This window comes from Terrabacter sp. NPDC000476 (assembly GCF_040300125.1).
GTDB lineage: Bacteria > Actinomycetota > Actinomycetes > Actinomycetales > Dermatophilaceae > Terrabacter.
In genome coordinates this window covers 528,802-543,006 of record NZ_JBEPDF010000001.1, presented here as the reverse complement: position 1 = coordinate 543,006, position 14,205 = coordinate 528,802, and the positions used below count along the sequence as shown (strand labels likewise).

Annotated in this window: 11 protein-coding genes; 9 read left to right on the top strand and 2 right to left on the bottom strand. The window is 69.5% G+C overall.

Going from position 1 to position 14,205, the window contains the following annotated elements; genetic code table 11:
• Nucleotides 1–789: 789 nt before the first annotated feature.
• The 4 genes from ABT295_RS02520 (at nucleotide 790) to ABT295_RS02505 (ending at nucleotide 4,300) form a co-directional block, all read left to right on the top strand.
• Nucleotides 790–1,707 carry a CPBP family intramembrane glutamic endopeptidase gene (locus ABT295_RS02520; RefSeq protein ID WP_352392844.1) on the top strand — a complete coding sequence of 306 codons (918 nt, stop codon included), beginning with the start codon at nucleotides 790–792 and terminating at the stop codon, nucleotides 1,705–1,707.
• Nucleotides 1,631–2,506 (top strand): ABC transporter ATP-binding protein, encoded by an 876-nt coding sequence (locus ABT295_RS02515; RefSeq protein ID WP_502991065.1) that lies wholly within the window; start codon nucleotides 1,631–1,633, stop codon nucleotides 2,504–2,506. Before ABT295_RS02520 ends, ABT295_RS02515 begins: the two co-directional genes overlap by 77 nt.
• Entirely contained in the window at nucleotides 2,482–4,050 is a 1,569-nt protein-coding gene (locus ABT295_RS02510; RefSeq protein WP_352392842.1) for a hypothetical protein, read from the top strand. The genes ABT295_RS02515 and ABT295_RS02510 overlap by 25 nt, the downstream gene beginning before the upstream one ends.
• Nucleotides 4,051–4,123: 73 nt before the next feature.
• Nucleotides 4,124–4,300, top strand: coding sequence for a hypothetical protein (locus ABT295_RS02505; protein WP_352392841.1), 177 nt, complete (start codon nucleotides 4,124–4,126; stop codon nucleotides 4,298–4,300).
• Between the two features lie 177 nt (nucleotides 4,301–4,477).
• Here the strand turns inward: ABT295_RS02505 and ABT295_RS02500 are convergent, their stop codons facing one another.
• On the bottom strand, nucleotides 4,478–5,059 hold the full coding sequence (locus ABT295_RS02500; RefSeq protein ID WP_352392840.1) for a hypothetical protein: 582 nt from the start codon (nucleotides 5,057–5,059) through the stop codon (nucleotides 4,478–4,480).
• A 238-nt stretch (nucleotides 5,060–5,297) separates the two neighbouring features.
• Between ABT295_RS02500 and ABT295_RS02495 the strand changes: the two genes are divergently transcribed.
• From ABT295_RS02495 to ABT295_RS02475, 5 genes are all read left to right on the top strand, one after another.
• A complete protein-coding gene (locus ABT295_RS02495) occupies nucleotides 5,298–6,695 on the top strand; it encodes an alanine--tRNA ligase-related protein (protein WP_352392839.1) in 1,398 nt (465 codons plus the stop codon).
• On the top strand, nucleotides 6,688–8,295 hold the full coding sequence (locus ABT295_RS02490) for a bifunctional aspartate transaminase/aspartate 4-decarboxylase (protein WP_352392838.1): 1,608 nt from the start codon (nucleotides 6,688–6,690) through the stop codon (nucleotides 8,293–8,295). Before ABT295_RS02495 ends, ABT295_RS02490 begins: the two co-directional genes overlap by 8 nt.
• A gap of 3 nt (nucleotides 8,296–8,298) precedes the next feature.
• Nucleotides 8,299–9,579 (top strand): alpha/beta hydrolase, encoded by a 1,281-nt coding sequence (locus tag ABT295_RS02485; protein ID WP_352392837.1) that lies wholly within the window; start codon nucleotides 8,299–8,301, stop codon nucleotides 9,577–9,579.
• 198 nt (nucleotides 9,580–9,777) lie between these two features.
• Nucleotides 9,778–11,772, top strand: coding sequence for an acyltransferase family protein (locus ABT295_RS02480; protein WP_352392836.1), 1,995 nt, complete (start codon nucleotides 9,778–9,780; stop codon nucleotides 11,770–11,772).
• Entirely contained in the window at nucleotides 11,772–13,370 is a 1,599-nt protein-coding gene (locus ABT295_RS02475; RefSeq protein ID WP_352392835.1) for a tetratricopeptide repeat protein, read from the top strand. Before ABT295_RS02480 ends, ABT295_RS02475 begins: the two co-directional genes overlap by 1 nt.
• Before the next feature lie 217 nt (nucleotides 13,371–13,587).
• Here ABT295_RS02475 and ABT295_RS02470 read toward each other — a convergent pair whose 3' ends face one another.
• Nucleotides 13,588–14,064, bottom strand: coding sequence for a hypothetical protein (locus tag ABT295_RS02470; protein ID WP_352392834.1), 477 nt, complete (start codon nucleotides 14,062–14,064; stop codon nucleotides 13,588–13,590).
• Nucleotides 14,065–14,205 lie beyond the last annotated feature (141 nt).

Below are 14,205 nucleotides of genomic sequence, written 5' to 3'. Positions count from 1 at the left end.
GCTGGCGACGAAGTCGACGCCCCCACACGCCTCACTTACGTAGCGTGCTGACCATATGACACGCAGTTGAACGCCTGGGCCCAGTGATTGCCTAGCAAGAAGATGCCTGACCTGCTGCGTTGGGGGTCGCTTCGCTCGCACTGCTTCGATGACGACGGCGACGACGCGCGATCAGCTCTACGCCATGGCCATCCGAGGGTGGGAGGGCATCGTGCTCGAACAGACGACGTTACGCAACGGCAGCGACTCGAGCCCAACGCACATCAACACCCGGCCGCTCGCACAAGCGATCAGCCCGACAGGACTCGCCGCGCAGGGCGCACTGGTTGCTGCGTCTCGATGTGCGCGGCGAGCCCGATCCACGCATCGCCGGAGACTCATCGGCTACAGCGGCTGGGGAGTCCGTTGCTCAGCCGGATCGAACGCACCGGTCGCCGGCGCCGCCGCACGCAGGTCAGCATAGGGCGAACGTTCCGGACTGCACGCGTTCATCAGACGACGAGTAGCGAGCTGGGGTGTCGGTCACGTCTGATCCTTCGACCATGCAGGATTCCTCCCTGCGCCAAGCGTTTCCGCCCAGGAGAAGTGGCGTGGTGGCGTCAGGGGTGATTGCAGCAGTGGGCGTGCACGGGAGGCTTTGGCGGGCGAGCGACGTTCGATCGGTGGTGGAACTCGGCTGCGAGGCACGCGCCGGAGCATGAACACAAAGTATGTCGGATCTGTCCTAAACCTGTTACGTTCAGGCGTCAGGGACCAACATCCGTTGTGTCACTGGGCGAGGGAGACAGCATGTCCAAACCGATCGTCGAGCACGGAGGCTCTACCCCGCCAGTAGCGCAATCACGCTGGCGCACATTCTGGAACAGCGGCGGCTTCTGGAAGGCCGCGTTGATGACGCTGGGTTACCTGGCGCTCTTCCAAGGGCTCACTGGGTTGCTGAGCCTGGTCGTAGGTGACGTCGTAGACGCAGACAACCCGTTCGACGATCCGCTGTCCGCGTTGCTCACCATCGGGGCCGGTCCCATCGTGGGCAGCATCGTCGTCGTGCTGTTCGCCCGATCCATCGGCTGGCTCCCCCGCCCGTTGTTCGGTCGTCAACCGGTGCGTGGACGTGGGTGGATGTGGGCGGCGCCGGTGTTTGTGCTCCTCCCCATCGTCACTCACGCCTTGGGAACCGACTACGGCCGCTACGGCGCCGGCGTCGTGGTAGCGGTGCTCGTAGCCGGCTTGTTCGTGGGTTTCTCGGAGGAGGTCGTCACCCGCGGTCTCGGCGTCGCCCTGCTGCGACGGGGGGGATATCGCGAGCAAGCGGTGATGCTGCTCTCGTCCATCCTGTTCGGGCTGATGCACCTGAGCAACCTTCTGTCGGGACAGGAGATCGACACCGTCGGCCCTGTGGTGCTGTATGCAGTCGGCTTCGGGATCTGCATGTACCTGAGCCTGCGGATCACGGGCAGTCTCGTCTGGCCCATCCTGCTGCACGCCTTCACGGATCCCACGACGATCCTGGCGTCGGGGGGCATCGACCAGCAGGTGGCGAACACCGCCAACACGTGGCTGGTGATCGCCTCGATCGGAACCATCGCCTATGTGCTCCTCGCCGTGGTCGCGACGTTCGTGGTGCGCGGCCATGCGCGCGGACGCGCTGACGCTGACGAGCCCGAGCGATTCGACGCACCGGAGAAGGGAGCCCCAGCCAGTGCCTGAAGCGGGCGAGGCGGTAGCGCCTGCTGTCGCGCGCTCTGTCCCCGCCTTGGCCGTCTCCGGGCTGGTCAAGCACTTTGGCGACAAGCATGCGGTCGACGGTGTCGATCTGACCGTTGCGAGCGGGTCGTTCTACGGTTTGGCGGGCCCCAACGGCGCCGGCAAGACGACGACGATCCGCATGGTGACGGGCCTGCTGCGCCCCGACGCAGGAGAGGTGACCCTGGCCGGGGTGCCGGTGTGGCCCGACCCCCGGGAGGCCAAGGCGCTGCTCGGTTTCGTGCCCGACAACCCCGTCCTCTTCGACCGTCTGACGGCGACCGAGATGCTGGAGTATGCCGGTCTGCTGCGGGGTATGGCCGCTGACGTGGTCGTGCGGCGCTCCCATGACCTGCTCCACGTCCTCGACCTCGAGGGTGACGCGGACCGCGTCATCGCCGATTTCTCACTGGGCATGACCAAGCGCATCGGCCTCGCGGTCGCGTTGTTGCACTCGCCTCACGTGCTGCTCCTCGACGAGCCGTTCGGTTCGCTCGACCCGGTCAACACCCAGGTCATGGAGGAGATGCTCCAGCTCTACCGGTCCGGTGGGGGCACCGTCATCTTCTCCAGCCACGTCATGGACGTCGTCCAGCGGCTGTGCGACCGCGTCGCCGTGATCGCCGACGGGCGCGTCATCGCCGAGGGCACGGTCCCGGAGCTCGCCGGGACGAAGTCGCTCCAGGAGGCCTTCGTGGACCTCGTAGGTGGTCGCGACCTCGAGGAGGGCGAGCTGTCGTGGCTCTCGCGCTCATCCGACTGAGGGTGGCGATCCAGCGACGCTCGCGCGGGCGTGACGGGCTGGGGCAGCGGTGGTCGTATGCGCTTTCATGGCTGGTAGCGCTGGCAGCCGGACTGGCGATCGGCTCGGCCGTTGCCTCCCTCGAGACGTCACGGGCTCCCCTCGCGGAGTTCGCGGTCATCTGCGTCTTCACAGTCATCTTCGTGGTCTGGGTCGTCACCCCCGTCCTCGTACCGACCCTGGCCGACCGGACGGTCGACCCGGAGGTGCTCGCTCCCTACTCGCTCTCACGCGTCGAGCAGATCACGGGCCTGCTCGGCGGAGCGCTGCTCGGGCCGACGGCGCTCTTCACGTTCCTCGTCGCCGCTGGCGGCGCGCTCGTCGACGAGGCGGCCGCGGACCGGTTCCTCGTCGTCATCGGCGCCCTCGCCTACGTCGTCCTCTGCGTAGCGGCGTCACGGTCGACCCAAGCCGTCCTCTCCTCGGCCGTGCGGAGTCGTCGCGGCCGCGACATCACGACTCTCCTCGGAGGCCTCGTCCTCGTCGGGCTCGTCCTCGTGCTCCAGCAGGCGCGGGCAGCCGCCACCTCCCTCAGCACCCTCGGCGACGGGGGCGCCGGCGCCGTCATGGCGTGGCTGCCACCGGGAGCTGCCGCCACGGGCACCCTGGCCGCCCGCGACGGCGACCTGGCAGGGCTGGCGGTGCGTGCAGCAGTCGTCCTCGCCGGGGTGGTGGTGTCCCTGTTGCTGTGGGGCTGGGCCCTGGCCCAGCAGGTGGAAGGTCGATCGGTATCGTCGGGCGCGCGACGCGGAGCCGCTCGCGCGTCAGCGGGTCTGAGCCTCATCTGGCCGCCCCTGCGCGCGCTCTCGGCGGGGTCCACGACGGCGGCGGCCTCTCAGCAGCTGCGCTACTTCTTCTTCCGCTCGCCTCGGGCCCTGCAGGCCGTCCTCATCACACCTGCCGTCGGGGTCTTCTTCGCCCACACCTCGCTCATGCCGACAGGGGTGGTCGCGGCCGTGGCCGGCTTCGTGTGGTTCGCGTCGATCAACGTCTCCAGCGCGCTATTGGGCTACGACCAGCGCGGGGTCGAGTACCTCGTGCTCTCCGGCTCACCGCTCGAGCGGGTGCTGCGTGGCAAGGCGCTGGCGATCGCCGCGGTCCTGACCGTGCTGGGACTGCTCTACGGTGCCGGTGAGGCCGTCCTGTCGGGACAGCCGCGTCACCTCGTCGACGTCCTCGTGCTCGCACCCACCATCACGCTGGCATGCAGCGGCATCGGCGCGGTTGCGAGCGTGCTCAACCCCACCGACCAGGCCCGTACGGGCGGTCGTCAGAAGGGAGCCATCTACCGCTTGCTCCTCACGATGCTCGTCCAGCTCGTCGCGAGCGTCGCCTTCGGCCTCGGGTGGTGGGCTCTGTCCGCGGCCGTGCCGACGGTGGCCGCCGCCGTCCTCACGCTCGGAGCCGCCACGACGTTCTTCCATGTTCTCGTGCGCGGGGCCGGTCGGATCCTGGTGAGAGACCAGCTCGAGGTGCGTGACGCCATTGTCGACGGCACCAGATGACCGGGACGCCCAGCCACCACGACCCGCTCCTTCATCCCACGATTCCGATCGCCCGAACCATTCGGAGGTATTCATGACCGACAAGACGCGCCCTCGCAGCCCGCTCGTCAACGCGATCATCGTCATCGTCCTCGCGATGGCAGCCATCGCGTTCTTCTTCCTCGAAGGGACCGCACGCCTGCTCGTCTCGGCGGCCGGGTTGGCCCTCGTCCTCGTGGCCGCCTACCTGCAGCGCAGGTCCGAGCCCTAGTCACGGACTGAGGTCCCACCAGCAGTCCCGTGACTCGCCCGTGCCAACGTCTCGAGTCTGGACCTACCGTGGCGGGTTCACGGTGCGGGAAGACGATGACTCGACCTTCGACCTCGTCGTCCCATGACGTTCCCACCCGGGCGTGCGTGGCAGCAATGTCTGTTCGACGCGGGCGGCTCAGGGGTTGCTCTGGGTTCGGGACTCGTAGGTGTCGACGGCCGTGCGGGCGTGTCGCAGACCGAGCAGGCCGAGGCCGAGCATGACGGCTCCCGCGACGAGCGCGGCGACGCCGGCCCAGAGCGCGATGGTGCCCATCGTGCCGAACGCATAGGCCTCGAGGAGCAGCCCACGAAGGGTGTTGCCCATGAAGAGGGTGTTGCGCAGGTCGCCGAGCTTCTGCAGCTCGGCCGGGTCGGCGTTCGGGTCCTTGCTCAGGGCCACGTACTTGCCCGAGACCTCCGAGTACGACTGGCCGCCGGACGCCTCGACCATGTGCTCCCAGATGTAGTGGTCGGCGAACGCCTTCGCCTGGTTGCCGTTCGTCATGGGCTGTCCTGCGTACGGCCCGAGATTGTCCTTCATCGCCTGCGTGGTCAGCGCCGCGCCGGAGGGCATCGTGATGTTCTGCGGGCGCAACTGCTCCTCCACATTGCTCGCGACGAACGAGCTGGCATAGATCAGCAGGGCCCCGGCTACGAAGAGCACTGCAGCCATGGCGAGGCCGGTCCAGGAGATGACCTTGTCCAAGGTCCTGCGCATGTCGACTCCAAGAGGGGAGAGGGGCGTGTCGACCGGGACGTCCGCGTCCGGCTGACACGACCCTAGAAGAAACCAGGCCAGATGTGAACAAGAGGCACCTCGCGCCGTGGTCGACGATTGCAGGTCCCTTCATCCGGGTTCATCTGAGCGCAGCGGAGCAGTCGTCGCACCGACGGCGTCGAGTGGGAAGATTGCGTCACATCTGGACGAGTCGGCATCCGTGGTGTCGACTGGGGCCATGGACGCCGACCAGATCAGGGCCGCATTCCTCGACTACATGGCCGAGCAGGGCCACTTTCTGATCCCTCGAGCGCCGCTGATGCCGAAGGACGACCCGACGACGCTCTTCACCGGCAGCGGCATGCAGCCACTGCTGCCCTACCTTCTGGGAGCGGACCACCCGGCCGGCACGCGACTGGCGGACAGCCAGACCTGCCTGCGCGTGCAGGACATCGAGGAAGTGGGCGACAACCGGCACACCACCTTCTTCGAGATGCTCGGCAACTGGAGCCTCGGCGACTACTTCAAGGACGAGCAGATCCCACAGTTCTGGACGTTCCTGACCGACCGGGTCGGCCTCGACCCGGCCAGGATCTACGTCTCGTGCTTCATCGGTGACGACGCGAACGGCATCCCCAAGGACGTCGAGTCCGCCGCCATCTGGACGCGCCTGTTCACCGAGGCCGGCGTCAACGCGGACCAGGTCGAGGTCGACACCGAGGAGAACGCCGCCGCCGTCGGCACGAACGGAGCGCGGATCGCCTTCTACGGCAAGAAGAACTGGTGGTGCCGCGGCGGAAAGGCGGAGAACATGCCGGTGGGGGAGCCGGGCGGTCCCGACACCGAGGTGTTCTACCTCTTCCCGCACGTGCAGCATGACCCCGCGTTCGGCGAGAACTGCCACCAGAACTGCGACTGCGGCCGGTTCATCGAGCTCGGCAACTCCGTCTTCATGGAGTACCGCCGCACCGAGAGCGGCTTCGAGCCGCTGCCACGCCGCAACGTCGACTACGGCGGCGGCCTGGCCCGGATCGCCGCGGCGGCGCTCGACACCTCCGACGTCTTCCGCATCGGCCTGCTGTGGCCGATCGTCGAGCGGCTGCAGGAGCTCACCGGCAGGCGTTACGAGGACGAGACGGTGGCCATGCGGGTCATCGCCGACCACCTGCGCGGGGCGACCTTCCTCGCCGTCGACGGGGTGCGGCCGAGCAACAAGGCGCAGGGCTACGTCATGCGGCGCCTCATCCGTCGCGCCGTGCGCTTCGCCGTGGAGCTCGGTCTCGAGGAGAACTTCTTCCCGCGCATCATTCCGGCCGTGGCGGGCGTCTACGAGCTGCACTACCCGGAGGTGGCGACCCACGCGGACGAGGTGGTGGCGGTGCTGGCGAAGGAGGAGCAGGCCTTCCGGCGCACGCTGCGCAAGGGCCTGAACCAGCTGGCGACCCACCGCGACTCCGGGGTCTCGGGCGTGGAGCTCTTCGTCCTCTACGACACCTACGGCTTTCCGGTCGAGCTCTCGACGGAGGAGGCGCGTCGGCAGGGCATCACGGTGAGTGCGACGTGGCGCGAGGAGTTCGACGAGCAGATGGCCGCACAGCGAGCCCGGTCGCAGAGGTCGACCACCCTTCATGTCTGAGGAAGGGGACGGCCGCCCGGGCGGGGACGTGCCACCGCCCGGGCTGGCGTACAGCACCGCGCTGCAGTCGCGCATCGTCGCTGCCGCTCGGGCATCGGGCCGGCCGCTGCTCGACGCCGGTCGGGGCCAGCCGAACTGGACCGCGACGGCGCCGCGAGCCGGCTTCTTCCGCCTCGGGGCCTTCGCCGTCGAGGAGGCCGGGAGGGTCAGTCGGCACGACGCCTGGGGTGAGCTGCCCGTGCCGGAGGGGCTGCATGACCGGCTCCTGCACTCCCTGCGGGCCGACGGCTCCGAGGGCGCTGTGTTCCTCTCGCACGCGTTGGCGTATGCCGTCGACGACCTCGGCCTGCCGGGCGATGCCTTCGTCCACGAGCTGGTGCGAGCCGTGCTGGGCGCGGGCTACCCCGCCCCGACTCGCATGCTGACGCTGCTGGAACGCGTGCTCGAGCGCTACCTCGTCGCCATGGCGGGTGCGCCCGATGGGCCACCCGGGACCTACCAGGTCTTTGCGACCGAAGGCGGTGCCGCGGCCATGGCCTACGTCTTCCGCTCGCTCCGCGAGAACCACCTCATCGGCCCCGGACGGGCCGTAGCCGTGGCCACCCCGGTCTTCACCCCCTACCTGCAGATCCCGGTGCTCGAGGACTTCGGTGTGCGCGTCGTCGAGGTGCAGGCCGCGCACAACACGCCGTACCGCTTCGACGACGGCTTCCTCGAGCAGCTCACCGATCCTGCGATCGCGGTGTTCTTCGTCGTGAACCCCGGCAACCCCGACACCCGCGCCATCCGCCCCGAGAAGCTGCGACAGCTGCGCGACTTCGTGCTGGAGCGGCGACCGGATCTCGTCATCGTGGCCGACACGGCATACGCCACCTTCGTCGACGACTTCCGTGGGGTCTTCTCCGTGCTGCCGCGCAACACGGTCCTCATCCACTCGTTCTCCAAGAGCGTCGGAGCCACCGGCAACCGACTGGGTTTCGTCGGCCTCGCCGCCGACACGGTCGTCGACGAGGTGCTGGCCGCGCAGTCGGACGACGTGCGGGCCCGGCTCGACGAGCGGTACTCCGGCCTGGCCCCCACGTCATCCGGGATCCCCTTCAGTGCTCGACTGGTCGCGGACAGCCGGGAGGTCGCGCTGCACAACATCGCCGGGCTGTCGACGGTCGACCAGGTGCAGATGGCCCTCTTCGCCCTGGGGCACCTGATGCCGTCGGGAGAGGCCTACCGGACGGCCACACGCGCCGAGCTGGCCAGGCGCTCCTACGCCCTCTTCGACCCTCTGGGGCTCGAGCCTCCTGGCGGCCAGGACAGCCTGTACTACGCGCTCGTCGACCTGCTTGCCGCGGTGCGCGTCCGGCACGGCGCGGACGGCGTGCGCCGCCTTCAGGGGACAGTGACGCCGGAGGACCTCCTGCTGCGCCTCGCCCGCGCCCACGGGGTGATCGTCCAAACCGGTGGACTCTTCCACTCGGCGGGCTGGGACGTGCGGGTGTGCCTGGCAGCACTCGACGCCGACCAGCTCTCGTCCGTCGGGCAGGCCATCGTCGACGAGATCGACTCGAGCGTCGGTCCGCAGGCGCCGGCGCGGGGTGTTGGCTGACGCGTGAACCGCATCGACCTGCTGTCGGGCGCCCTGCCCACCGTCCTGCTCGCCCTGGCTGCGGTGGCGGTCCTCGTCCTCGTCGTCGGACTTCGGAGACGGCTGTTCGTCTTCCTGCCGGCCACGGTCGTCGCGGCGGTGCTGCTCACCCTCCTGTTCCGTTACGTGGCCGAGGACGTCTGGGAGCTGTGGGAGCCCACCGATGCCGAGCTGTACTACGCCATCGGAGCAGGAACCCTCGGTGTGCTCCTGGGTTTGGCGCAGCTGGTGGCGGGGCACGGCTGGGTGCAGCGCTCGGCCGGCCTCGCGTGCGCCGTCGTGATCGCTGTCGCCGCAGGAGGATTCGTCAACATCCATTTCGGCAGCTACCCCACCATCGGCAGCTTGTTCGGCGACGTGACGGTGCGCATCTTCGGGCTGCCCCCGCCGGCGGCCATCAGTGCCCGAGCCGTAACGGAGCGGACGTGGGCTCCTCCGGACGACATGCCGGAGGCGGGCCGGATCTCGCGCGTCCACATTCCCGCCGCGCGGTCTCGGTATGCGGCCGGAGCGGCCTATGTCTACCTGCCGCCGGCCTACCTCTCGAGTCGACGGCCCGAGCTGCCGGTGCTCGTGCTTTTGCACGGTGACCCCGGGAGCAGCTTGGACTGGGTGAACAAGGGCGTTCAGGACCAGCTCGACGCATTCGCCCGGTCGCACCACGGCCTGGCACCGATCGTCATCATGCCCGACCTGAGCGGGGACGGAGGCCGGGTGCCACTCTGCCTCGACTCCGACGTGGGCCGGTCGGCGACCTATCTTGCCGAGGACGTGCCCCGTTGGGCTCAACGGGTGCTCGGAGCCGGTCGCAGCGGCGCACGGCAGTGGGCCATCGCCGGATTCTCGTACGGAGGCACGTGTTCCGTGCAACTGGCCGTGAACCACCCCACGACGTACCCGACGTTCCTCGACCTGCTGGGAGAGGACCGCCCCGCCTCGCACAAGAGCATCTCCACGATCGCGAACGAGTACTTCGGCGGCAAGGCGTCCCGGTTCAGCGAGCAGAACGCTCTCGACGTGCTCGGCAGTGGACGGCGATCGTATGAGGGGTCGGCGGGGGTGGTCGTGGTGGGGGCCGACGACGAGAACTACGGCGACGAGGGGCGGCGGATCCACACAGCCCTGGTCGCCGCCGGGGTGGACGCGCGCCTGGAGGTGGTTCCGGGCAGCCACACGTGGAACACGTGGCAGCCGGCACTCACCGACAACCTTCCTTGGGTGGCTACGCGTCTCGGGCTCCTCTGACATCCCAGCTGTGCACACCGACGGGCCGTGGTGTGGGTGCCTGACACGCCGCGCGGTTCGCAAATCGGACGGTGCTGGACACATCTGAACAACTGTTGTGCACTCGTGCCATGCCCTCCTTCGCACTCTGCCGCCCGTGGAGCTGCCGCGCGGCTGGCCGCTTGCCCCAGCGTGGTGCCCGAGTGGCCGGAGGCCTACGTGCCCCGGCCGGTTGAGGGCGGGAGGACCTATCTCCCGGCCCTCGACGGCGTGCGGGCCCTCGCCGTCGGTGTCGTCGTCGGCTACCACCTCGGAATCCCTTGGCTGCCCGGGGGCCTGCTGGGTGTCGGCGTCTTCTTCACGCTGAGCGGCTTTCTCATCACGAGCATCCTGCTCACCGGGTGGGAGAGTGGCGCAGGCACTGGGCTACGACGGTTCTGGGTCAGGCGCGCCCGGCGGCTACTGCCCGCTGTCATCATCATGCTGGCTGTCGTCGTGCTGACGACCGCTGTCGTCGAGCCGTCCGCTCTCGGACGCCGTGGCGTCCAAGCGCTGAGTTCCCTTGGCTATGTGAGCAACTGGCAGACCATCGCTGCGGGTGACTCGTATTTTCAGCGCATCAGTGGTCCGGGTCCTCTGGACCACCTGTGGTCGCTCGCCGTGGAAGAGCAGTTCTACGTCGTGTGGCCGGTGCTGCTCATCGCGCTCATTGTGTGCTTTCGCGGCAGACTCGCGCTCGTCGCCCGCGCCACGGTCGTGCTGGCCGGCGCCTCGTTCATTCTCCTGGGCGTCGTCGCGACGGCGGGCTTCGACAACACTCGCGCCTACGAGGGCACCGACACCCGGGCGGGGGCCCTGCTCCTCGGTGCGGCCGTGGCCCTCGTGTGGCGCCCCGGCCACCTCCCCGAGCTGACGCGTCGCGCGGAGCAGCTGCGCCTCGACGGCGTCGGTTTGTTCGGACTGGTCCTCATCGCCGTCCTCGTCGGCACCGTCGACGAGTACTCGATGTTCCTCTACCGCGGCGGCATCCTGCTGCTCTGCCTCGCCACCGCCATGCTGGTGGCGGCGATCTCGCATCCGGTCTCGCTGTTGGCCAGACCTCTTGGCACGTCGGCGTTCGTCTGGTTGGGGGAGCGCTCCTACGGCATCTACCTCTGGCACCTCCCGGTCATCGCGTTCACCCCTACGGGTGCCCTGTCCGGCCACGCGGTGCTCCGCGGACTGCTTCAGACCGCGCTCATCGTGGTACTGGCTGCCCTGTCCTGGTCGTTCGTCGAGGATCCGGTGCGCCGGCACGGGTTCCGACACTCCATCAGGGGGAGGGGCGCGCGCGTCGGGACACACTTCCGGTCCGTGCCGGCTGTCGTCGCCGGCGCCATCGTGGTCGTGCTCATCGGCACCACCGCGCTTTCGGCCACGGCCCTGGTGGACCGCTCGGCAACCGACGGGGTCGCCTCGATCGACCCGGACGACCCACCCGTGCCCACCGACGCGAAGCTGCCCACCGGCACCACGACGTCCACGCGTCCGCCGGCCACGACACCGTCGCGCGCGACCGGTGCCGGAGCGCTGGAGACCTCGTGCACCCGGCTGGTGCACGTGGGGGACTCCACGTCCGTCGGGCTCGTCGACAAGGACTACCTCCCTCAGGCCGGGCAGCGGCTCCCGGCCCAGTACGCGCGGATCGGGGTCAAGACCTTCACCCCCGACATCCTCGGGGCTCGCTCGATCGTCGAGCGCTACCGGGGTCAGCCCAACGCGCAGGAGGCGGTCGCCTCACGGACCGCGCAGGGCTATGCCGGGTGCTGGGTGCTGGCCATGGGGACCAACGAGGTCGCCAACCAGTACGTCGGCGGCGTGGTGCCGCTCGCTGACCGGATCGACGCGCTGATGCAGCCGATCGGTGACCGGCCCGTGCTCTGGCTGACCGTTAAGACGCTGCGCCGCAGCGGACCGTGGGGCGAGGACCAGATGAAGAAGTGGAATCGGGCTCTGCGCGACGCGTGCGAACGCTACCCGGGCATGCGGGTCTACGACTGGGCATCCGAGGTGCGTGACTCGTGGTTCGTCGACGACGACATCCACTTCACGAGCAGGGGTTACGCCGAGCGCGCCGAACGCACGGCGGACGCCGTGGCGAGGGCGTTCCCCAGGTCGGGCACCCCCGCCGGAGGATCCGGGGACGCCTGCGTCGTCAGCTCCGGTGATCGCTAATGGCCCCCGCGACCGAGCCGACGAGCCAGGGCGAAGCCGCCGAGGGCCGAGACCCGGCGGCTGCAGTTCCCCGTGAGCAGGTGCTCGCCACCCTCGACCGCATTCTCGGCAGTCCCTCGTTCCGGCACGCAGAGCGGTCCCGGGCGTTCCTCGTCTACGTCGTCACGGAGACGTTGGCAGGGCGGGCCTCACGGATCTCCGAACGCACGGTGGGTCGCGGAGCCCTGGACCGGGGCCCTCGCTTCACCGGGGGCAACGACGCCTCCGTCCGGGTCCGGGCCTCCCGCGTCCGGCGTGCCCTCGAGGAGTTCTACACCGGGGCCGGCGAAGGCGAGTCGATGTCGATCACGCTTCCGTCCGGGTCCTACGTCCCCACGTTCAGCTGGGCACCGGAGTCGAGCACGCCCGACGTCGCGCGCGAGCTGGGGCTGTGGGTCGAACCTCTGGCCGCGGTCGGGGAGGCCGCGCCGTTGCTGGCCGCCCTTGCCACCGACGCCCTCGTGCGCCATCTACGGCAGTGGTCCGCTGTTCCCGTCGAGGAAGCGACCGGCGAGGGCCCGAACTGCAGCGAAGTCGTCGCGCAGCCGCGCTGGCACGTGCTCAGCGGCTCCGTCGTCGCCTACGAGTCGAGCTTGAGGGCGACGGTCCTGCTGGGCGATACGGGGGGCGCGACTCACTGGTCGCGCGCGAGCGACCTGAGCGCCGGCGCAGGCGGGCTGTTCGAGGCGGTCGAGGCCTGGAGTGCCGTGACCGCCGCCGCGATCCTCGACCACGACGGGGCGCTCGTCCGCTCGTGGTCGCAGCGGCAGGAGTCGCCGCGCGACCCTCCCCTCCGAGCCCGCGTCGCGTGGTTCCGTTACCTGGCCGAGCCGATTCCAGAGCGGATCGAGGCCGCGATCGCTGACGCCGACGGGGCCCTCGCGAGCGGTGAGCGCGAGCCCCGACTCCTGTCGATCCGTGCGGCCCTCTCCACGTCGCGCGTCCTGCAGCGTTGTTCGGACGACGAGGTCAAGGACCTGGCCGTCGCGGAGGAGTTGGCCCGCGAGGCGATCGCGCTGGACGCCGGCGAGGCGCATGCGCACTTCGTCCTGGCCGGCGTGGCTCGAGCGCGCGGCGAGTGGCCTCTCGTGCTGGAGCACGCGCGAACCGCCGCAGGACTCTCCCGTCACAGCCCTGCGAGCCAGTTCACGGCCGGTGCGCTCGTGGCGGCCTCGGGGGACTGGAGCGTCGGGGTCGACCGGATGACCGCGGTCCTGTCGGAGCACCCGCACCTTCCCTCCAACGCACATACGTGGCTCGCGCTCGGGCACTGCGTGCTCGGCGACTACGCCCGCGCGCTGGGAGCAGCGTCCGTCCTCGGCGACGACGCCCTGCCGTTCGGGCCTCTCTACCGCGCCATCGCACTCTCGGGGCTGGGCTTCGTGGACCGGGCCCAGGACGAGGCGATCCGCGTGCTGGAGCTGCGACCTGAGGTCGCCGCTGATGCCGCCCTGAACGGCCTCGTGGCGCGCGACGTGCACGTCGCTGCCCGTGACCTCGACCGGCTCGTGCAGCTCTTCGCTGACGTCGTGCCACCCCACGTACTCGGCGATCACTGAAGTGCCGCGTGCATCACGGTGCTGGTGGCGCCGCCCCTGCCGGGCGGCGCCACCGGGTCGAGGCCTGGTGGGATGACCTGAACCGTGCCAGGAGCCCGTCGTGGCACGGCGGGGTTGGGGGGCTGCCTCGTGCCGTGCCCGGCCTCATGACCCTTCGATTCTCACGGACCGTTCCGCCCCAGAACAGGTCACAGCGGGGGTGAAACGGTGACAGGACCTAGCTCTCGAGCTGCTCGATCAGCTCCTTGAGTCCCAGGCCTCCGACGTTCTGCGCCTCGAACTCGAGGGCCGCGCCGGTGTTCGTATCGATGAACGTGACGATGCGCACCGTGCCCCGCTGACGGCGCTCGACAGCCAGGTGGTCTCGGTCGATGTACGCCACGGGGTGCAGGTTCTTCCACCCCCCGACGAGGCCGGTCGACCGTCGCCCGAGGACGTGCAGGCGGGTGAGGGACAGTGCGAGGACGATGGACGGATAGCTCCCGTGAGACGCCGCGTTGGCCCGCTGGGCAAGCATGCCGCCCGCCACACCCCAGGCGGTCGTGCTGCTCGAGTCGCCGACGGCCACTCCGGCGGCAGCGCCCAAGACCCCGGCGAAGGTGGACCCTCGCGGCATCACGACGGCCACGTCGATGATGTCGTCGTCGGGGACGGCGGCCTGGGCGCCTTCACGTGCATGGTTCTCGCGCGACATCCGTGTTCCTCTTCCATGGGTAGGTCTGGGTCGCCGCCTTGGAGTGCCTCGTCTTCCGCGGCACACCTACACCCTAGAACGGATGAAGACATCTGTGAACGACCCGTCCGTGCTTGCCCGCGCTACGAGCGGTGGGACCGG

What these genes read in the sequence shown, in the direction of transcription:
- ABT295_RS02520 (WP_352392844.1), top strand. Translation starts at nt 790, where the DNA reads ATGTCCAAACCGATCGTCGAGCACGGAGGCTCTACCCCGCCAGTAGCG.
- ABT295_RS02515 (WP_502991065.1), top strand. Translation starts at nt 1,631, where the DNA reads ATGCGCGCGGACGCGCTGACGCTGACGAGCCCGAGCGATTCGACGCAC.
- ABT295_RS02505 (WP_352392841.1), top strand. Translation starts at nt 4,124, where the DNA reads ATGACCGACAAGACGCGCCCTCGCAGCCCGCTCGTCAACGCGATCATC.
- ABT295_RS02500 (WP_352392840.1), bottom strand. Translation starts at nt 5,059, where the DNA reads ATGCGCAGGACCTTGGACAAGGTCATCTCCTGGACCGGCCTCGCCATG.
- ABT295_RS02495 (WP_352392839.1), top strand. Translation starts at nt 5,298, where the DNA reads ATGGACGCCGACCAGATCAGGGCCGCATTCCTCGACTACATGGCCGAG.
- ABT295_RS02490 (WP_352392838.1), top strand. Translation starts at nt 6,688, where the DNA reads ATGTCTGAGGAAGGGGACGGCCGCCCGGGCGGGGACGTGCCACCGCCC.
- ABT295_RS02475 (WP_352392835.1), top strand. Translation starts at nt 11,772, where the DNA reads ATGGCCCCCGCGACCGAGCCGACGAGCCAGGGCGAAGCCGCCGAGGGC.
- ABT295_RS02470 (WP_352392834.1), bottom strand. Translation starts at nt 14,064, where the DNA reads ATGTCGCGCGAGAACCATGCACGTGAAGGCGCCCAGGCCGCCGTCCCC.